General features: G+C 75.1%; 20 protein-coding genes and 1 pseudogene. 17 read left to right on the forward strand and 4 right to left on the reverse strand.

Going from position 1 to position 18,124, the window contains the following annotated elements:
- The 3 genes and pseudogenes from GYH36_RS06605 to GYH36_RS06615 all read left to right on the forward strand — a co-directional run.
- Window positions 1-281, forward strand: a pseudogene (locus GYH36_RS06605) (hypothetical protein); the annotation flags it as partial.
- Window positions 282-344: 63 nt separating this feature from the next.
- The gene (locus GYH36_RS06610) at window positions 345-1,661 is read left to right on the forward strand and encodes a UDP-glucose dehydrogenase family protein (protein ID WP_115942487.1); all 1,317 of its coding nucleotides are present in this window, start codon (window positions 345-347) and stop codon (window positions 1,659-1,661) included.
- Window positions 1,658-2,233 carry a CAP domain-containing protein gene (locus tag GYH36_RS06615; RefSeq protein WP_115942488.1) on the forward strand — a complete coding sequence of 192 codons (576 nt, stop codon included), beginning with the start codon at window positions 1,658-1,660 and terminating at the stop codon, window positions 2,231-2,233. The genes GYH36_RS06610 and GYH36_RS06615 overlap by 4 nt, the downstream gene beginning before the upstream one ends.
- A 156-nt stretch (window positions 2,234-2,389) precedes the next feature.
- Here the strand turns inward: GYH36_RS06615 and GYH36_RS06620 are convergent, their stop codons facing one another.
- From GYH36_RS06620 to GYH36_RS06630, 3 genes are read right to left on the reverse strand one after another with little or no spacing between them, the layout of a single operon-like run.
- Complete coding sequence (locus tag GYH36_RS06620; protein ID WP_162289445.1) at window positions 2,390-3,478, reverse strand: hypothetical protein; 1,089 nt, start codon at window positions 3,476-3,478, stop codon at window positions 2,390-2,392.
- Window positions 3,475-3,876 carry a hypothetical protein gene (locus GYH36_RS06625; RefSeq protein ID WP_162289446.1) on the reverse strand — a complete coding sequence of 134 codons (402 nt, stop codon included), beginning with the start codon at window positions 3,874-3,876 and terminating at the stop codon, window positions 3,475-3,477. The genes GYH36_RS06620 and GYH36_RS06625 overlap by 4 nt, the downstream gene beginning before the upstream one ends.
- A complete protein-coding gene (locus tag GYH36_RS06630) occupies window positions 3,869-4,297 on the reverse strand; it encodes an XRE family transcriptional regulator (protein WP_115942491.1) in 429 nt (142 codons plus the stop codon). The genes GYH36_RS06625 and GYH36_RS06630 overlap by 8 nt, the downstream gene beginning before the upstream one ends.
- Window positions 4,298-4,619: 322 nt before the next feature.
- Between GYH36_RS06630 and thrS the strand changes: the two genes are divergently transcribed.
- The 8 genes from thrS (at window position 4,620) to GYH36_RS06670 (ending at window position 12,528) form a co-directional block, all read left to right on the forward strand.
- On the forward strand, window positions 4,620-6,647 hold the full coding sequence (gene thrS / locus GYH36_RS06635; RefSeq protein WP_376739807.1) for a threonine--tRNA ligase: 2,028 nt from the start codon (window positions 4,620-4,622) through the stop codon (window positions 6,645-6,647).
- A 49-nt stretch (window positions 6,648-6,696) separates the two neighbouring features.
- Window positions 6,697-7,281, forward strand: coding sequence for an HIT family protein (locus GYH36_RS06640; protein ID WP_312028534.1), 585 nt, complete (start codon window positions 6,697-6,699; stop codon window positions 7,279-7,281).
- Window positions 7,281-7,943 (forward strand): phosphatidylinositol phosphate synthase, encoded by a 663-nt coding sequence (gene pgsA / locus GYH36_RS06645; protein WP_115942492.1) that lies wholly within the window; start codon window positions 7,281-7,283, stop codon window positions 7,941-7,943. Before GYH36_RS06640 ends, pgsA begins: the two co-directional genes overlap by 1 nt.
- On the forward strand, window positions 7,943-8,923 hold the full coding sequence (locus GYH36_RS06650; RefSeq protein ID WP_115942493.1) for a phosphatidylinositol mannoside acyltransferase: 981 nt from the start codon (window positions 7,943-7,945) through the stop codon (window positions 8,921-8,923). The genes pgsA and GYH36_RS06650 overlap by 1 nt, the downstream gene beginning before the upstream one ends.
- Window positions 8,924-8,925: 2 nt before the next feature.
- The gene (locus GYH36_RS06655; protein ID WP_187308733.1) at window positions 8,926-10,131 is read left to right on the forward strand and encodes a glycosyltransferase family 4 protein; all 1,206 of its coding nucleotides are present in this window, start codon (window positions 8,926-8,928) and stop codon (window positions 10,129-10,131) included.
- Window positions 10,128-10,778, forward strand: a complete 651-nt coding sequence (locus tag GYH36_RS06660; RefSeq protein WP_115942495.1) for a hypothetical protein — start codon at window positions 10,128-10,130, stop codon at window positions 10,776-10,778. The genes GYH36_RS06655 and GYH36_RS06660 overlap by 4 nt, the downstream gene beginning before the upstream one ends.
- A 180-nt stretch (window positions 10,779-10,958) precedes the next feature.
- The gene (gene pdxS / locus GYH36_RS06665) at window positions 10,959-11,903 is read left to right on the forward strand and encodes a pyridoxal 5'-phosphate synthase lyase subunit PdxS (protein WP_376739808.1); all 945 of its coding nucleotides are present in this window, start codon (window positions 10,959-10,961) and stop codon (window positions 11,901-11,903) included.
- 61 nt (window positions 11,904-11,964) lie between these two features.
- Window positions 11,965-12,528, forward strand: a complete 564-nt coding sequence (locus GYH36_RS06670; protein ID WP_115942496.1) for an NUDIX hydrolase — start codon at window positions 11,965-11,967, stop codon at window positions 12,526-12,528.
- A gap of 42 nt (window positions 12,529-12,570) precedes the next feature.
- Here the strand turns inward: GYH36_RS06670 and GYH36_RS06675 are convergent, their stop codons facing one another.
- Window positions 12,571-13,290 carry a hypothetical protein gene (locus GYH36_RS06675; RefSeq protein ID WP_162289447.1) on the reverse strand — a complete coding sequence of 240 codons (720 nt, stop codon included), beginning with the start codon at window positions 13,288-13,290 and terminating at the stop codon, window positions 12,571-12,573.
- A 62-nt stretch (window positions 13,291-13,352) separates the two neighbouring features.
- Between GYH36_RS06675 and pdxT the strand changes: the two genes are divergently transcribed.
- From pdxT to yajC, 6 genes are all read left to right on the forward strand, one after another.
- Window positions 13,353-14,015 carry a pyridoxal 5'-phosphate synthase glutaminase subunit PdxT gene (gene pdxT, locus GYH36_RS06680; RefSeq protein ID WP_162289448.1) on the forward strand — a complete coding sequence of 221 codons (663 nt, stop codon included), beginning with the start codon at window positions 13,353-13,355 and terminating at the stop codon, window positions 14,013-14,015.
- Window positions 14,016-14,021: 6 nt separating this feature from the next.
- Window positions 14,022-14,783 carry a YebC/PmpR family DNA-binding transcriptional regulator gene (locus tag GYH36_RS06685; protein ID WP_024839595.1) on the forward strand — a complete coding sequence of 254 codons (762 nt, stop codon included), beginning with the start codon at window positions 14,022-14,024 and terminating at the stop codon, window positions 14,781-14,783.
- A gap of 222 nt (window positions 14,784-15,005) precedes the next feature.
- Complete coding sequence (ruvC, locus tag GYH36_RS06690; protein WP_024839596.1) at window positions 15,006-15,575, forward strand: crossover junction endodeoxyribonuclease RuvC; 570 nt, start codon at window positions 15,006-15,008, stop codon at window positions 15,573-15,575.
- A 161-nt stretch (window positions 15,576-15,736) separates the two neighbouring features.
- Window positions 15,737-16,372 carry a Holliday junction branch migration protein RuvA gene (gene ruvA, locus GYH36_RS06695; RefSeq protein WP_162289449.1) on the forward strand — a complete coding sequence of 212 codons (636 nt, stop codon included), beginning with the start codon at window positions 15,737-15,739 and terminating at the stop codon, window positions 16,370-16,372.
- Window positions 16,373-16,374: 2 nt separating this feature from the next.
- Complete coding sequence (gene ruvB, locus GYH36_RS06700) at window positions 16,375-17,451, forward strand: Holliday junction branch migration DNA helicase RuvB (protein WP_024839598.1); 1,077 nt, start codon at window positions 16,375-16,377, stop codon at window positions 17,449-17,451.
- A gap of 176 nt (window positions 17,452-17,627) precedes the next feature.
- Window positions 17,628-18,077, forward strand: a complete 450-nt coding sequence (gene yajC / locus GYH36_RS06705) for a preprotein translocase subunit YajC (RefSeq protein ID WP_034603493.1) — start codon at window positions 17,628-17,630, stop codon at window positions 18,075-18,077.
- The last annotated feature ends 47 nt before the right edge of the window (window positions 18,078-18,124 follow it).

Genomic DNA, 18,124 nt, shown 5'->3' on the forward strand with positions numbered 1-18,124 from the left:
CGGCGACGGCGCCGGGCCCGTGGGCGCCGGTCGCGGCGGGGGAGGAGAGCGAGCCCGGCGGTCCCGGTGCGGCGGGCACGGCACCCGTGCCCGCACCGCCGCACCAGGCGGGGGACGCGGCCACCGTGCCCGCACCGCCCGACGCGGCCGGGGCGCCGATCGCCCGGGCGCGGACGGGAGCGCGCGGCGAGACCGTCGCCGTCCTGCCCCCGCCGCCGCCCGCCGCGCTCGAGGAGACCGCGTCGTTCGACGACGCGGTGCTGCCGCGCGAGCGGAGATGACCCGCGCGCCCGACTCGCGGGCCGGGCGCGCGAACTGGTGAGGACGAGCAGGGGGACGAGCACATGAGGATCTCGGTGATCGGCTGCGGGTACCTGGGCGCCGTGCACGCGGCGTGCCTGGCGAGCCTGGGCCACGACGTCGTGGGCGTGGACGTCGACGCGCGCAAGGTCGAGGCGCTGCGCGCGGGGCGCGCGCCGTTCTACGAGCCCGGGCTCGACGACCTGCTCGCCGACGTCGGCGCGACCGGACGCCTGACCTTCACGACCGACGTCGCGCGCGCGGCCGACGCGGACGTGCACTTCCTGTGCGTCGGCACGCCCCAGCGCGCCGACTCCTACGCCGCCGACCTCACGTACGTCGACGCGGCGTTCCGGGCGCTCGTCCCGCACCTCGGCCCCGACGCGGTCGTGGCCGGCAAGTCGACCGTCCCGGTGGGCACCGCGGCGCGACTCGCGGGCGAGCTCGCCGCGGCGCGCCCCACGGCGACGCTCGTCTGGAACCCCGAGTTCCTGCGCGAGGGCTTCGCCGTCCAGGACACGCTGCACCCCGACCGCCTCGTCTACGGCGTCCCCGACGACGCGCACGGCGCACGCGCCGTCGACGCGCTCGACGCCGTCTACGCGGAGGCGCTCGCGGACGGCACGCCACGGCTCGTCGTCGACCGCGCGACGGCCGAGCTCGTCAAGGTCGCCGCGAACTCGTTCCTCGCGACGAAGATCTCCTTCATCAACGCGATGGCGGAGCTGTGCGAGGTCGCGGGCGGCGACGTCACGCGCCTCGCCGACGCGATCGGGCTCGACGAGCGGATCGGGCGGCGGTTCCTCAACGCGGGCCTCGGGTTCGGCGGGGGCTGCCTGCCCAAGGACATCCGCGCGTTCATGGCGCGCGCCGAGGAGCTGCACGCCGACCCGGCCGTGAGCTTCCTGCGCGAGGTCGACTCGATCAACCTGCGCCGCCGCGAGCGCATGGTCGACCTCACGGTCGGCGTGCTCGACGGCCGCCCGCTCGCCGGCGCACGCGTCGCGGTCCTCGGCGCCGCGTTCAAGCCCGACAGCGACGACGTGCGCGACTCCCCGGCCCTGGACGTCGCCCAGCGTCTGCACCAGCGCAGCGCGCGCGTCGTCGTCACCGACCCGCGCGCGCTCGCGAACGCGCGGTCCAAGGCGCCGCACCTCGGGTACGCCGAGACCGTCGAGGAGGCGGTCGACGGGGTCGACGCCGTGCTCGTGCTCACCGAGTGGCGCGAGTACCGCGAGCTCGACCCGGGCAAGCTCTACGGCCTCGTCGCCGCGCCGCGCGTCGTCGACGGGCGCAACGCGCTCGACGCCGCGGCGTGGCGCGAGGCGGGCTGGACGTACCGCGCGCTCGGGCGCCAGTGACCGCGCGCCCGCGCCGCCGACCCGCCGCGGTCGTCGCGGGGGTCGTGGCGGCGCTCGCGCTGGTCGCGTGCATGCCGGACGGCGGCGGGACGGACGACGGCGCGTCCGGCCCTGGCGCGCGGTCCGCGCCCGCGACGGCGGGGGAGGCAGCGGAGGGCACGGGGCCGGCGGACGACACGGGGGCGGCTGATGCGGACCCGGCGGACTACGCCGCGCGGCTCGTCGCGCGGACGCAGGAGGTCCGGGACGAGGCGGGGGTCCCGCGGCTCGAGGAGAGCGCGTGCGCTCAGGACGCGGCCCGGGCCCGCGCGGCGGCGCTCGTCGGGGCCCCGCTCGAGCACGCGCCGCTCGACGACGTCGTCGCGACGTGCGCGCCCGCGGGCGGCACGGCCGCGGAGAACCTCAGCCGCGCCGCCGCCGGCCCGGCGGACGTGGTCGACGCGTGGATGGGGTCCCACGGGCACCGGGCGAACCTGCTCGACCCCGCGCTCACGGCCGTCGGCGTCGCGTGCGCGCCCGACCCCGGCGAGGGCGATGGAGCGCTCGTGTGCGCGCAGGTCTTCCTGGGCTGAGCGCACGCCTCGTGATGCCCGCCAACCGTTGAGATTTCAACTGCGAGGCATGTTGCGCCGCCGGTCGTCTGTCTGTAGGTTGAGGCCCGCCGGCCGAGGCTCGGCGCGGGGCCAAGCGCGCAGGGGGAGCTTGGCGTCGGGTCCCGGCGGCGACGATCACACCCCCGCGAGGACGCGGGTCGACTCCTCCAGGCTCGTCCGGTCGCGCAGCGCGCGCCCAAGCCGCCGCAGCGCGTCGTCGTCCGCGAGCAGCCCCGACCAGTCGTCCGGGTCGGCGCTCGGCGCGTCCCCCCGGGCCCGCCGCGTCGCGGCCACGTGCAGCTGGTAGGCGAGGATCACCTCGCGCGGGCTCCCCGGCACGGCGATGCGCACGTGGTCCACGTCGTCGCGCCGCGAGTGCAGCGCGAGCGCCGTCAGCCCGTCGAAGATCTCGATGGTGCGGTGGTACTCGTCGACGGCGGCGCTCGACCCGAGCGACCCGCCCTCGCCGACGGCCGCCACGAGGAACGCGTGCAGGTGGTGCAGGTCGCGGCGCCGCTCCCGGGCGAACGCCGCGGACGAGGCGAGTTGGCCGACGATCCCGACCGTCAGCAGGACGCTCGCCGCGAGCACGAGGTAGCGCGTGCGCACGCCGAGCACGAGGTAGGGCTCGGTGCTCCCCGGCTCGTGCAGGAGCATCGCGACGAAGCTCACGACCGCCCACGCCACCGCGACGACCGCGCCCGCGGCCGCGAGGTCCATGCCCCAGCGCAGCCGCAGCGGGCGCCGCGACCGCGTGCGGACGCACGACACCGCGAACGTCGCCGTCGCCGTGACGAACGTCCCGTAGTACAGCGCCCAGTACCCCCACATGAGCGGGCGGTCGCGGACCTGGGCGTCGAGGTCGTGCGTCGTCCAGGGCCCGCTCGCCACCGCGACGGCGACCATCGCGGCGCCCACCGCGGCGGCCGCGAGCGCGACGTGCCGCGTGCGCGGGGCGCGCCCCGTCGTCGCGCTGTACGCCCACACGCCGACGAACAGGCAGCCGGTGACGAGCGCGACGTGCTTGGCGACCTCGTGCGTGCCCGCGGGCGCGTGCGCCTTGAGCAGCTCGGCGACCACGGGCACCCGCAGCGCGGAGGCGAGCGCGACGAAGCCCAGGCCGACGGGCAGCGACGCGTCGGCGCTCGTGCGCGCGCGCAGGCCCGTCCAGGCCGCCGCGGCGGCGAACAGCGCGACCGCGAGCACCCCGGCGGCGTGGCTCACCGGTAGAGCTCCAGGGACGTCAGCCGCGAGGCCGAGCTGCCGTGCGACGCGATGGAGATCATCAGCTCGCTCGCGAGCCGCTCGACGCGCCGCTCCGCCGGGTCGTCGTACCCGTCGCGGCACGCGCCGGCGGGCGGCGAGCACGACGCGGCGGCGTCCAGGACGTGCACGAGCTCGTGCGCGACGACGTGGTCGCGGTGCTGCCCGGGCAGCGTCTGGCGCGCGTCGACGAGGACGAGGTCACGGTCCGGGAACGCGAGCCAGAGCCCGGTCACCCCGGGTCCGAGGTCGCCCTCGACGACCTCCAGGGGACGGCCGCGGACCGCGGCGACCAGGCGGCACGCCTCCTCGATGCTGCGCGCGCGGTCGAGACCCGCGCCGCGCAGGAGGTCATCCACGGTCGTCCTCGACGGGCGGCAGGTGCTCGAGGCGCCGCACGCGGTCCACGATCTCGATGATCGCGCGCACGTTCTCGGGCGACAGGCCCTGCGCGCGCAGCGCGAACTGCTCGACGCCCTCGTCCGCGAGCGCCGCCCGCAGCCGCGCGTCCGGCGCCTCGTCAGGGTCGACGAGGCTCCCGGTGCTCACGCGGAAGAACGCCGCGATGCCCTCGACGACGCGCAGGCTCGGTGACGAGCGGTGCCCGCCGCGCAGCGCGCTGAGGTACGCCTCGTTGATGGAGTAGCCCTGCTCGGTCATCCACTGGGCGGCCTCGCGGTTGGTCACGGGGCGGCCGCCGCGCCCGCGCGCGAAGAGCTCGTTGAGCCGTCGGCGGAAGACCCGCGCGGTCCGCTCGCCGGGTGCCACGTCGTCGTCCATGGCGATGATTGTGACAGGCCGCGGAGCGGGCGGGGCGCCCGGTCCGGGCCGGTGCTCGCGTCGCGACGCACGCGAGCCCGTGGCCGACGATCGGATCGACCACGTGGCGGAGAGGATCCGGTCCGTCGCGCCGGGCTCGGTCGACCCGCACGTCGACGCCCTCGCCGAGAAGGCCGAGGAGGCCGACGACCGACCTCCGGGTCGGTACGATCGAGGGGCGCCGTCCACGACGGCGCCCTTCGTGCTGTCGGGCAGCGCCCGCCGGCCGCAGGACCGAACCGGGAGCCGCGCGCGCCTCCCGCCAGCAGAACGGAGCACGGACGTGTCTGACGTCGTCTCGACACCCCTCACCATCACCCTCGACGCGGAGGAGACCACGGTGACGGCGGGCACGACGGGCACGGAGCTGTTCGCGTCGCGTCGCGACGTCGTCGTGATCCGCGTGAACGGCGTGCTCAAGGACCTCGACACCCCGGTCGCGGACGGCGACGTCGTCGAGGGCGTGACGATCGACTCGCCCGACGGCCTCGCGGTGCTGCGCCACTCGGCCGCGCACGTGCTGGCCCAGGCCGTGCAGCAGGTCAACCCCGACGCGAAGCTGGGCATCGGCCCGCCGATCACGGACGGGTTCTACTACGACTTCGACGTGGACACGCCGTTCACGCCCGAGGACCTCAAGGCGCTCGACAAGGCGATGTCGCGCATCGTCAAGGAGGGGCAGACCTTCCGCCGCCGCGTCGTGACGGAGGACGAGGCGCGCGCCGAGCTCGCCCACGAGCCGTACAAGCTCGAGCTCATCGGGCTCAAGGGCGGGGCGGCGGACGACACCGAGGGCGCGAGCGTCGAGGTCGGCGGCGGCGAGCTGACGATCTACGACAACGTGCGCGGCGCCGGTCGCGAGAGCGAGACCGTGGTGTGGAAGGACCTGTGCCGCGGCCCGCACCTGCCGAGCACGCGCCTCATCGGCAACGGGTTCCAGCTCATGCGCTCGGCCGCGGCGTACTGGCGCGGGAGCGAGAAGAACCCGCAGCTGCAGCGCATCTACGGCACGGCGTGGCCCACGAAGGACGAGCTCAAGGCGTACCTCGACCGCCTCGCCGAGGCCGAGCGCCGCGACCACCGGCGCCTGGGCAACGAGCTCGACCTGTTCTCCTTCCCTGAGGAGATCGGCTCGGGCCTGCCCGTGTTCCACCCGAACGGCGCGACGATCCGCATGGAGATGGAGGAGTACTCCCGCAAGCGGCACGTGGAGGCGGGCTACTCGTTCGTCAGCACGCCGCACATCACCAAGGCGAACCTGTTCCACACGTCGCGCCACCTCGACTGGTACGCGGACGGGATGTACCCGCCCATGCACCTCGACGAGGAGCTCGACGACGAGGGCAACGTCAAGCGCGCCGGCCAGGACTACTACCTCAAGCCGATGAACTGCCCGATGCACAACCTCGTGTACCGCTCGCGCGGGCGCTCCTACCGCGAGCTGCCGCTGCGGCTGTTCGAGTTCGGGACGGTGTACCGGTACGAGAAGTCGGGCGTCGTGCACGGCCTCACCCGTGCGCGCGGCTTCACGCAGGACGACGCGCACATCTACACCACGCGCGAGCAGATGCGCGACGAGCTGAGCTCGCTGCTGTCGTTCGTGCTCGACCTGCTGCGCGACTACGGGCTCGACGACTTCTACCTGGAGCTGTCGACGCGCGACCCCGAGAAGTCGGTCGGCGACGACGCCACGTGGGAGGAGGCGACCGAGGTCCTGCGCCAGGTCGCCACGGAGTCGGGCCTCGAGCTCGTCGCCGACCCGGGCGGCGCGGCGTTCTACGGCCCGAAGATCTCGGTCCAGGCGAAGGACGCGATCGGGCGCACGTGGCAGCTCTCGACGATCCAGCTCGACTTCTTCGAGCCGGAGCTGTTCGAGCTCGAGTACACCGCGTCCGACGGCTCGCGGCAGCGCCCGGTCATGATCCACCGCGCGCTGTTCGGCTCGATCGAGCGGTTCTTCGGCATCCTCGTCGAGCACTACGCGGGCGCGTTCCCGGCGTGGCTCGCGCCCGTGCAGGTCGTCGCCGTCCCGGTCGCGGAGCCGTTCAACGACTACGTCGCGGACGTCGTCGCGCAGCTCAAGGCGCAGGGGATCCGCGCGGAGGTCGACTACTCCGACGACCGGTTCGGCAAGAAGATCCGCAACGCGAGCACGCGCAAGGTGCCGTTCGTCCTCATCGCGGGCGGCGAGGACGCCGAGGCCGGCGCCGTGTCGTTCCGCTACCGCGACGGACGCCAGGACAACGGCGTGCCCGTCGCCGAGGCGGTCGAGCGGATCGTCGTCGCCGTCCGCGACCGCGTGCAGGTCTGACCGCGTGAGCGACGAGCGCGCGGGGGTGCCCGGCGCGGCCGACGAGGCCGTGCCGGGCGCCGGCGACCCCGGCACGACGGTCGAGTCCCCGGACGACCACCCCGGGTTCGACGACGGCCTCGACCGGCTCTGGACGCCGCACCGCATGGTGTACATCGGCGGGCAGGACAAGCCCGCGGACGACTCGCGCGGGCAGTGCCCGTTCTGCCGCATCCCGGACCGCTCCGACGAGGACGGGCTGATCGTCGCGCGCGGGGAGACGGCGTACGTCGTGCTCAACCTCTACCCGTACAACCCGGGCCACCTCATGGTCGTGCCGTACCGCCACGTGTCCGACTACACGGACCTCACCGAGGCGGAGACGGTCGAGGTCGCGCACCTCACGCAGACCGCGATGCGCGTCGTGCGCGCGGTCTCGGGCCCCGACGGGTTCAACCTCGGGATGAACCAGGGCGCCGTCGCGGGCGCGGGCATCGCGGCGCACCTGCACCAGCACGTGGTGCCGCGGTGGGCGGGCGACGCGAACTTCCTGCCGATCGTCGCGCAGACCAAGGCCGTGCCCGAGCTGCTCGGCGACACGCGCGCGCGGCTCGCCGCCGCGTGGCCCGACCGCGACGCGGAGGGGGAGGCCTGATGTTCGGACGCCTGCGCGCGCTCACCACGCGCCTGTTCACCCCGCTCGCCGCGCTCCTCATCCGCCTCGGCGTGAGCCCCGACGCGGTGACGGTCGCCGGGACCGTGGGCGTCGTCGTCGGCGCCTTGTGGCTGTTCCCGACGGGGCACCTGTTCGCCGGGGTCATGGTCGTCATGGTCTGCGCGTTCGCCGACGTGCTCGACGGCGTCATGGCCCGCCGGGCCGGACGCTCCGGCCCGTGGGGCGCGTTCCTCGACTCGACGCTCGACCGGCTCGCGGACGCGGCCGTGTTCGTCGGCCTCACCCTGTGGTTCGTCCGCGCCGACGACCCGCGCCTCACGCCCGACCTCGCCGCGTGGGGGACGGGCGTCGCGCTCGCGTGCCTCGCGCTCGGGGCCGTCGTGCCGTACGCGCGCGCCCGTGCCGAGAGCGTCGGCATGACGGCGCAGGTCGGGATCGCCGAGCGCGCCGACCGGCTCGTCGCGGCGCTCGTCGCCGCCGGGCTCGTCGGGCTCGGCGTCCCGCCCGTCGTGCTCGTCGTCGTCCTCGGCCTGCTCGCCCTCGCGAGCGCCGTGACGATCGTGCAGCGCGTCGCGACGGTGCGCCGCCAGGCGCTCGCGCTGGTCGCCGCCCACCCCGACGAGAAGGAGGACGGTCGCTGATGGCCCTCGACGCCGGCAGGGCGTTCACGTTCGCCTGGCGCCACGCGCGCAAGGTCCCCGAGCCCGTCCTGCGCGGGCTGTTCAGCGCGATCGCCGACGTGGCGTGGCTCGCGCACGGCGGGGGAGTGCGCCAGCTCGAGCGCAACCTCGCGCGCGTCCGGCCGGACCTGTCGCCGCGCGCGCTGCGCCGCCTCTCGCGCGCGGGCATGCGCTCGTACATGCGGTACTACCGCGAGGCGTTCACGCTCCCGGCCTGGTCGCCGGAGCGCGTGCGCGCGCGGGTGCGCGTGGAGGGCCTCGAGAACCTCGCGTCGCACCTCGACGGCGACCGGAGCCCCGTGCTCGCCCTGTCGCACCAGGGCAACTGGGACCTCGCGGGCGCGTACGCGACGCCGAACATCGCACCCGTGCTCACCGTCGCGGAGCGGCTGAAGCCCGACGAGCTCTTCGAAGAGTTCCTCGCGTTCCGCACGTCGATCGGGCTGGAGATCCTCGCGCTCGGCGACGGCGACGTCTTCCGCGACCTCGTGCGCGGCGCGAGCCGACCGGGCCGGATCATCCCGCTGCTCGCCGACCGCGACCTCACCCACCGCGGCGTCGAGGTCGACCTCTTCGGCCGCCGCGCGCGCGTCGCCGCCGGGCCCGCGGCCCTCGCGGTGACCACCGGGGCGCCGCTCGTCCCGGCGGGGATCTGGTACGAGCGGCTGCGGGGTGCACGACGACGCGCGGCGGGCTCCCCGTGGGGACTCGTCATCCGGTTCTTCCCCCGCGTGGAGATCGCGCAGGACCTCCCCCGCTCCGAGCAGGTCGCGCGCGCGACCCAGGGGTGGGTCGACGCGCTGAGCGTCGCGATCCGCGAGCACCCCGAGGACTGGCACATGCTCCAGAAGGTGTTCGTCGACGACCTCGACCCCGAGCGCTACGCGCGCACGCGGTCGGCCGCGGGCGAGGAGCCGGCGGACGCGGGGCGGGCCGCATGAGCCTGCGCGTGGGCATCGTGTGCCCGTACTCGTTCGACGCGCCCGGCGGCGTGCAGTTCCACGTCCGCGACCTCGCCGAGGCCCTCATGGCCCGGGGCCACGAGGTCTCGGTGCTCGCCCCGGCCGACGACGACACGCCCGTCCCCGACTACCTGACCCCCGCCGGGGGTGCGGTCCCGGTGCGCTACAACGGCTCCGTCGCGCGCCTCACGTTCGGGCCGCGCACCGCGGGCCGCGTGCGCCGCTGGCTCGACGCCGGGCGCTTCGACGTCCTCCACCTGCACGAGCCCGTGACGCCCTCGCTGAGCATGCTCGCGCTGTGGATCGCGCAGGGCCCGATCGTCGCGACGTTCCACACGTCGCTCGTGCGCTCGCGCGCGCTGCAGGTCGCCTACCCGCTCGTGCGGCAGAGCCTCGAGAAGATCGACGCGCGCATCGCCGTGTCGGAGGACGCGCGGCGCACGCTCGTCGACCACCTGGGCGGCGACGCCGTCGTCATCCCGAACGGCGTGTACGTCGACACGTTCGCGGGTGCCGCGCCGAGCCCGGCGTGGCAGGGCACGCCCGACGCGCCGACGATCGCGTTCCTCGGGCGCCTCGACGAGCCGCGCAAGGGGCTGCCCGTGCTCACCGCCGCGATCCCGGAGATCCTGCGGCACGTGCCGGGGGCACGGTTCCTCGTCGCGGGCCGCGGCGACGACGGCCGCGACGCGGCGGTCGAGGCGCTCGGCGAGCACGCGGCGTCGGTCGAGTTCCTCGGTGGCGTGAGCGACGAGGACAAGGCGAGCCTGCTCGCGTCCGCCGACCTCTACATCGCGCCGCAGACCGGCGGCGAGAGCTTCGGCATCGTGCTCGTCGAGGCGATGAGCGCGGGCGCGTGCGTCGTCGCGAGCGACCTCGGTGCGTTCCGCCGCGTCCTCGACGACGGTGCGGCCGGCGTCCTGTTCCCGGTCGGCGACCCCGCGGCGCTCGCCCGCGCGGTCGTCGACGTCCTGGCCGACCCGGAGCGCCGCGCCGTGCACCGCGAGCGCGCCGCCGAGTTCGTGCGCCGCTTCGACTGGTCCGCCGTCACCGACCAGGTGCTCGCCGTCTACGACACCGTGCTCGCGGCGTCCGAGGCCGTGATCCCCGTCCACGAGGACCCGCGCTCGCGGCGCGGCGGACGCCTCCTGGGCCGGGCGCGCGAGGAGGAGGTGGGTCGCCCGTGACCTGGTCCGAGACCGCCGTCCTCGCGCTCGTCCTCGCCGCGCTCGTCGCGTGGCTCCTGTGGGTCGCCGCGTCGCGGCTCGACCGCCTGCACCGCAAGGTCATGGCCTCGCGGCTCGCGCTCGACGCCCAGCTCGTGCGCCGCGCGTCGGCCGCCGTCGACCTCGCCGCGTCGGGCGAGCTCGACCCCGCCAGCTCGGTGCTCGTCGCCGAGGCCGCGCACGCGGTCCTCGACGACGACGCGGACGCGCGCCGTCTCGCCGACCAGGTGCCCGGCCTCGTCGCGCCCGACGGCGCGCCGCCGCGCCGGCTCCTGGGCGGCATGGCCTCCTCGCGCGCGCTCGCGGAGAGCGACCTCACGGCGACGCTGCGCTCGGCGCTCGAGGACGCCGACGACGTCGCCGACCTGCGTGCCGCGCCCGTGGGCGACGAGCTGCTCGACACCCTGTCCGCCGCGTGGTACCGCGCGCAGCTCGCGCGCCGGTTCCACAACGAGGCGGTCGCCCAGGCGCAGCGCGTGCGCCGCAAGTGGTGGGTCCGCCTGTTCCACCTCGCGGGGCACGCGCCGATGCCCGCCACGGTCGAGCTCGACGACGCCGCGCCCGACGCGCTCGTCCGGCCCGCCGCGTCGGCGCCCACGCCCGACTGAGCCGACCGGAGGTCGACCGCTCCGGCGTCGTGCCCTGCGTGGGCGTCCGCGCCGGCCCGGGAGGGTGGACGCCCCGGCGATAGGATGGGAAGGGCGTGGGAGCATGTGCCGTCGAGCATGTTCGACGGCGTCCGCGCGCGTGCGCGCGACGTTCCCCTGAAGCGAAGGTGTGAGGTACCGGTGACCAACGTGGCCGACCAGAACGTCCCTGCCGAGAGCGCTCCGGGCGCCGCGACCGCGGAGGGTGCCGTCGGCACCGCCAAGGTCAAGCGCGGCATGGCGGAGATGCTCAAGGGCGGCGTCATCATGGACGTCGTCACGCCCGAGCAGGCGAAGATCGCCGAGGACGCCGGCGCGGTCGCCGTCATGGCGCTCGAGCGCGTCCCCGCGGACATCCGCGCCCAGGGCGGCGTCTCGCGCATGTCGGACCCGGACATGATCGACGGCATCATCGAGGCCGTGTCGATCCCCGTCATGGCGAAGGCGCGCATCGGCCACTTCGTCGAGGCGCAGGTGCTCCAGTCGCTCGGCGTGGACTACGTCGACGAGTCCGAGGTGCTCACGCCCGCGGACTACGCGAACCACATCGACAAGTGGCAGTTCACCGTCCCGTTCGTGTGCGGGGCGACGAACCTCGGCGAGGCGCTGCGCCGCATCACCGAGGGCGCGGCGATGATCCGCTCCAAGGGCGAGGCCGGCACGGGCGACGTCTCCAACGCCACCACGCACATGCGCACCATCCGCGCGGAGATCCGCCGCCTCACGTCGCTGCCCGAGGACGAGCTGTTCGTCGCGGCCAAGGAGCTCCAGGCGCCGTACGAGCTCGTCAAGGAGGTCGCCGGGACGGGCAAGCTGCCCGTCGTCATGTTCACCGCCGGCGGCATCGCGACGCCCGCCGACGCGGCGATGATGATGCAGCTCGGCGCCGAGGGCGTGTTCGTCGGCTCCGGCATCTTCAAGTCGGGCAACCCGGCCCAGCGCGCGTCGGCGATCGTCAAGGCCACGACCTTCTACGACGACCCCGACGTCATCGCCAAGGTCTCGCGCGGGCTCGGCGAGGCGATGGTCGGCATCAACGTCGACGACATCCCGGTGCCGCACCGCCTGGCCGAGCGCGGCTGGTGACCGGCCGCCGGGTGCGCACCACCGTCCGTCGCCAGGCCGTCGTCGGACGGCCGACGCCTGCATGAGCGAGGCTGCCGGAGCGCCGTCGTCCCTGGGCCCCGACTGGGTGCTCGGGGACGACGGGCTCTACTTCCGCCGCGGCGCGCGCGTGCTGCTGCTCGACGACGCGGATCGGCTCCTGCTCGTGCGCGGGCACGACCTCGACCAGCCCGAGCGTTCGTGGTGGTTCACCGTGGGCGGGGGAGTCGACCCGGGCGAGAGCGACCTCGACGCGGCCGTGCGCGAGGTGCGCGAGGAGACGGGCATCGTCCTCGACCCGGCCACCGTCGTCGGTCCCGTCTACACGCGCAGCGCGATCTTCGACTTCTACCGCCAGCACTGCCGCCAGGACGAGGTGCTCTACCTCGCGCGCGTGCCGGGCCACGTCGCGGCGTCGGGGCTCAGCCGGGACGGCTGGACCGACGTCGAGCTCGACGTGGTCGACGAGATGCGCTGGTGGTCCCTCGACGACCTGCGGCGCGTCGAGATCGAGGTGTTCCCCGCGGGCCTCGCGGACCTCGTCCTCCCGCTCCTGCGCGGTTGGGACGGCGTGACGCGCCACCTCGGGACGGCGCACGAGGACTGAGCCGTGCGCCGCGGGCGCAGGGTCACGGGCGAGCTCGCGGGGTCACGGTCGGCGCGCCAGGACCCGCCAGACGATCCCGCCGACCAGCAGCCCCACGCCGAGCAGCCCGCCGCCGACGGCGACGAACCACAGCAGGACCGTGCCGCCGATCGTCGTGAAGAACTCGCCGAACCGCCAGCCCTCCGTCACCACGAACGTCGTCCCGGGGTCGGACGAGCCCGCGGCGACGGCCACCGTGCAGCGCTGCGACGTCGCTGCGCTCACCTCCGCGACCGTGGTCGCCTCGTACGCGCCGAGACCCGCGTTGCCCGTCACCGCCGGCCAGCCCACCCCGAGCTCGCCGTCGGGACACGTCACCGTGACGTCGGCGACCGAGAACCCGTCGTCGCCGGCCGGGCGCACCGCCCACACGGTGTACGGCTGACCGCCCACCAGGTCGACCTCCGCCTCGCCGGGCACGTCGCCCGACGCGAGCGCGTCCGAGCCGGGACGGCCCGTGGCGTCGACCACGCCCGTGGGCAGGGCGCGCACGAACGTCGTCGCGCCGAGGACGCCCGCGACGAGCGCGAGGACCATCACGACGGCGCCGACCACGACGAGCGCCGTCGCACCCTTCGTGCTGCGGGGCGGGCGCGGTGGGCGCGGCGCGGCGCCCGGGTACGGGGCCGGCAGACCGGCGTACCCCGGGCCGGGATACCCGGGGGCCGGGTACGGGCCCTGCGGGCCGGGAGGCGGGGCGGGCGGTCCGGGCGGGTAGGTCACGACCGCGAGGCTAGCAACCGTCGCGGCCGGAACGGCCGCCCGCCGACGTATCATCACCCCTCGTGACGATCACGATCGGTGTCCTCGCCCTCCAGGGCGACGTGCGCGAGCACCGCGCCGCGCTCGAGTCCGCGGGCGCCCGCACGGTCGGCGTGCGCCGCCCCGAGGAGCTCGCCGCGGTCGACGGGCTCGTGCTCCCCGGGGGCGAGTCGACCACCATCGACAAGCTCCTGCGGATCTTCGACCTCGCCGAGCCGCTGCGCGCCCGGATCCGCGAGGGTCTGCCCGTCTACGGCTCGTGCGCCGGGATGATCCTGCTCGCCGACCACATCCTCGGCGGCACGGCCGACCAGCGCACCCTCGGCGGGCTCGACGTGACCGTGCGCCGCAACGCGTTCGGCCGCCAGGTCGACTCGTTCGAGACCGACCTCCCGTTCGAGGGCCTCGCGCCGGGCGGCGCGGCCGACGAGCAGGGCACGGTCCCGGACGGGGCGACCGGGTCCGTGCACGCCGTGTTCATCCGCGCGCCGTGGGTCGAGGACGTCGGACCCGGCGTCCGGGTGCTCGCGCGCATCCCCGACGAGGAGGCCCCCGGCATCCCCGCGGCCGCCGCCGGTAGGATCGTCGCAGTCCAGCAGGGATCGCTGCTCGCCACCTCGTTCCACCCGGAGATCTCCGGGGACACGCGCGTGCACGAGCTGTTCGTCAGAATCGCGAAGGGGTAGGAACGCATGTCAGGGCACTCCAAGTGGGCCACGACCAAGCACAAGAAGGCGGCCATCGACGCCAAGCGCGGCAAGCTCTTCGCGAAGCTCATCAAGAACATCGAGGTGGCCGCCCGCACGGGCGGCGGTGACCCCGCGGGCAACCCGACCCTCTTCGACGCCATCCAGAAGGCCAAGAAGTCGTCGGTGCCCAACGACAACATCGACCGCGCCGTCAAGCGCGGCTCCGGCGAGGGCGCCGACGCCGTCGACTACCAGACGATCATGTACGAGGGCTACGGCAACAACGGCATCGCCGTGCTCGTCGAGTGCCTCACCGACAACAAGAACCGCGCCGCCTCCGAGGTGCGCCTCGCGTTCAGCCGCAACGGCGGCAACCTCGCCGACCCCGGCTCAGTGTCCTACCTGTTCTCGCGCAAGGGCCTCGTCGTCGTGCCCAAGGCCGACGGCGTGACCGAGGACGACGTCATGCTCGCCGCGCTCGACGCGGGCGCCGAGGAGGTCACCGACGCGGGCGACGTCATCGAGGTGCTGTGCGAGGCGAGCGACCTCGTCGCCGTGCGCACCGCGATCCAGGAGGCGGGCATCGAGTACGACTCCGCCGACTCGATCTGGCACCCGTCCATGGAGGTCGAGGTCGACGCCGAGGGCGCGCGCAAGATCCTGCGCCTCATCGACGCCCTCGAGGACAGCGACGACGTGCAGAACGTCTACGCGAACTTCGACGCGTCGGACGAGGTCATGGCGGAGCTCGAGAACGACGACTGATCTCGCTGGTTCGGTCACCGAGGCCGACGGCGTGGTCGCTCTGGGTGGCGGGGCGAGCGAGGTGCGCGCGGTCTACCATCCGCGGCGCTCGTTCCTCGCGCCGCTCCCGCCAGGCCCGCCACGACCGCGCGCACCTCACCCGCCCCGCCCGCTTCGGCTCGCCGTGGTCCGCGGCCCGCGGGGCGTCCGGGTTTCGTCGTCGGGTCGTGGGAGGGTAGCGGCGTGCGCGTTCTCGGAGTGGACCCTGGGCTGACCCGGTGCGGTGTCGGGGTGGTGGACTCCGCGCGGGGGCGGCGGGCCGAGCTCGTGGCCGTCGGCGTGATCCGGACGGACCCCGAGCTCAGCGTGGACCTGCGCCTGCTGCGCATCGCGGAGCGGCTCGACGCGTGGTTCGACGAGCACGTGCCCGACGTCGTCGCGGTCGAGCGCGTGTTCGCCCAGCACAACGTCGGGACGGTCATGGGCACGGCCCAGGCCGCGGGGCTCGCCATGGTCGGCGCGGCCCGGCGCGGCGTCCCCGTCGCGCTGCACACGCCGTCGGAGGTCAAGGCCGCGGTGACCGGGAGCGGGCGCGCGGGCAAGGAGCAGGTCCAGCGCATGGTCGCCGGCATCCTCGGGCTCGCGGAGCCACCGAAGCCCGCGGACGCGGCCGACGCGCTCGCGCTCGCCATCTGCCACCTGTGGCGCCCCGCCGGCGCGCTGCAGGGCGGCGAGCGGCACGAGCTGACGCCCGCGCAGCGTGCGTGGGCGGCGGCCGAGCACGCGGCCAAGGGGCGCCGGGCGCCGCGGTGACGGCCCTCGTGTCGCTCGTCCGGTGCGTGGGCGACCCTTGCTAGAGTGACCGCGGTCGTACGGGTGTTCGACGCGCTCCGCGGAGCGCCGCCCGACGGCGGTCGTCGGGCCCGGCGGACCATCGGACCAGGCCGGTACCGCCGGCCGGGAGAGGAGCCTGCGTGATCGCGTCCCTGAGCGGCGTCGTGGCGAGCGTCCAGCTCGACCGCGCCGTGCTCGAGGTCTCCGGGGTGGGCTACCTCGTCCACGCCACGCCCGCCACGCTCGCCGGTCTGCGCGTCGGCGAGACCGCGCGGCTCGCGACGAGCCTCGTCGTCCGCGAGGACTCCTTCACGCTCTACGGCTTCGCCGACGACGACGAGCGCGCCGTGTTCGAGACCGTGCAGACCGTGAGCGGCGTCGGCCCGCGCCTCGCGCTCGCGATGCTCGCGGTCCACACGCCGGACGCGCTGCGCCGCGCCGTCGCCGGGGGCGACATCGCCGCGCTCGTGCGCGTGCCCGGGATCGGCAAGAAGGGCGCCCAGCGCATCGCGCTCGAGCTGGGGGACAAGCTCGGGCCGCCCACGGGCGCGGACGCCCCCGAGCCCGGGGCCGCCGCGTCGGGTGCCCCGCGGCGTGTCGACGACCGCCGCGACCAGGTGGTCGAGGCCCTCGTCGGCCTCGGCTGGAACCTCAAGGCCGCCGACGACGCGGTCGCGACCGTGCTCGCCGAGGCGGGCGTCGACGTCGTCGAGGCGCCGGACGTGGCCGGGGCGCTGCGCGCCGCGCTGCGCGTGCTCGGCGGACCGAGGGGCTGAGCATGGCGACCTTCGACCAGGTGGGCGTCGGCGACCTCGGGGGAGACGGGACCTTCTCGTCCGAGCGCATCGTCGCGGCGGGTGCGGACGACCTCGAGCGCGCGGCCGAGGCGGCGCTGCGCCCGCGCCGCCTCGAGGAGTTCGTCGGCCAGGCCGTCGTGCGCGACCAGCTCTCGCTCGTCCTCCAGGCCGCGCTCGCGCGCGGCAGCTCGCCCGACCACGTGCTCCTGTCCGGGCCGCCCGGGCTCGGCAAGACGACGCTCGCCATGATCATCGCGGCGGAGCTCGGCACGTCGCTGCGCGTCACGTCCGGGCCGGCGATCCAGCACGCGGGCGACCTCGCGGCCGTGCTGTCCTCGCTCGAGGAGGGCGAGGTGCTCTTCATCGACGAGATCCACCGGCTCGCGCGCCCGGCCGAGGAGCTCCTCTACATGGCGATGGAGGACTTCCGCGTCGACGTCGTCGTGGGCAAGGGCGCCGGGGCGAGCGCGATCCCCCTGTCCCTGCCGCCGTTCACCGCCGTGGGCGCGACGACGCGCGCCGGTCTGCTCCCCGCGCCCCTGCGCGACCGGTTCGGGTTCACCGGCCACCTCGACTTCTACTCGAGCGACGAGCTCGAGCGCGTGCTCGCGCGGTCCGCGGGGCTGCTCGGCGTCTCGCTCGACGCGGACGCGGCACGCGAGATCGCCGGGCGCTCGCGCGGCACGCCGCGCATCGCCAACCGTCTCCTGCGGCGCGTGCGCGACTGGGCGCAGGTGCGCGGCGACGGCAGCATGGACCTGGCCGCCGCGCGCGCGGCCCTCGAGGTCTACGAGGTGGACCCCATCGGCCTGGACCGGCTCGACCGCGCCGTGCTCACGGCGCTGTGCACGCGGTTCAACGGCGGTCCCGTGGGCCTGACGACGCTCGCGGTCACGGTCGGCGAGGAGGCGGAGACGGTCGAGACGGTCGCCGAGCCGTACCTCGTCCGTGAGGGGCTGATCGGGCGGACCCCGCGCGGGCGGGTCGCGACGCCGGCCGCGTGGGCCCACCTCGGGCTCACCCCGCCGCGCGAGGGCGGGACGCTGTTCGACGCCTGACGGGAGCCCCGGCGGGGCCGGCCCGTGACGGCGGTCACAGGCCCTGCCGACCAGGCCCTAGAATGGTCGGGATCCGAGCGGGCGGAACTCCGCGGCGAGACGGCTCGTTGGTGAACCGTGCGCGCACGCCTAGACTGCGCGCAGATCCCGCACAGAACAGGACACGAGACTCCGTCATGGATATCAGCTTCATCCTCATCCTCGCCCTCGCGGCGGGCGCGATGTTCCTCATGACCAGCCGCACCCGCAAGCAGCAGCGCGAGGCCCAGAACTTCCGGGCGAACCTCGCCCCCGGGCAGGAGGTGATGACGGGCTCGGGCATGTTCGGCACGATCGTCGACGTCGACGAGGAGGCTGACGTCATCACGATCGAGTCCACGCCGGGCAACCAGTCCCGGTGGCTGCGCGCGGCGATCGCCAAGCTCGTCGAGCCGCCGGTCGCGGCCGAGGAGGAGGCCGACGAGACGTCCGACGAGGACGCCGCGTACGGCAGCGCCGACCCGGACGCCGGGACCACCTCGGGCGACGTCGACGACCTCGTCGTGCCCGACGACCTGTCCGGCCTCACCGACGGCGGATCGGACAAGGACCGCGGGCGCCGGGACGACGGCACCGACACCAAGTGACCATGTGCCGGTCGCTGCCGCGACCGGTCTGACGCGGTGGGCCGCGA

Source organism: Cellulosimicrobium composti, from assembly GCF_010287905.1.
In the GTDB taxonomy this organism is placed as follows: domain Bacteria; phylum Actinomycetota; class Actinomycetes; order Actinomycetales; family Cellulomonadaceae; genus Cellulosimicrobium; species Cellulosimicrobium composti.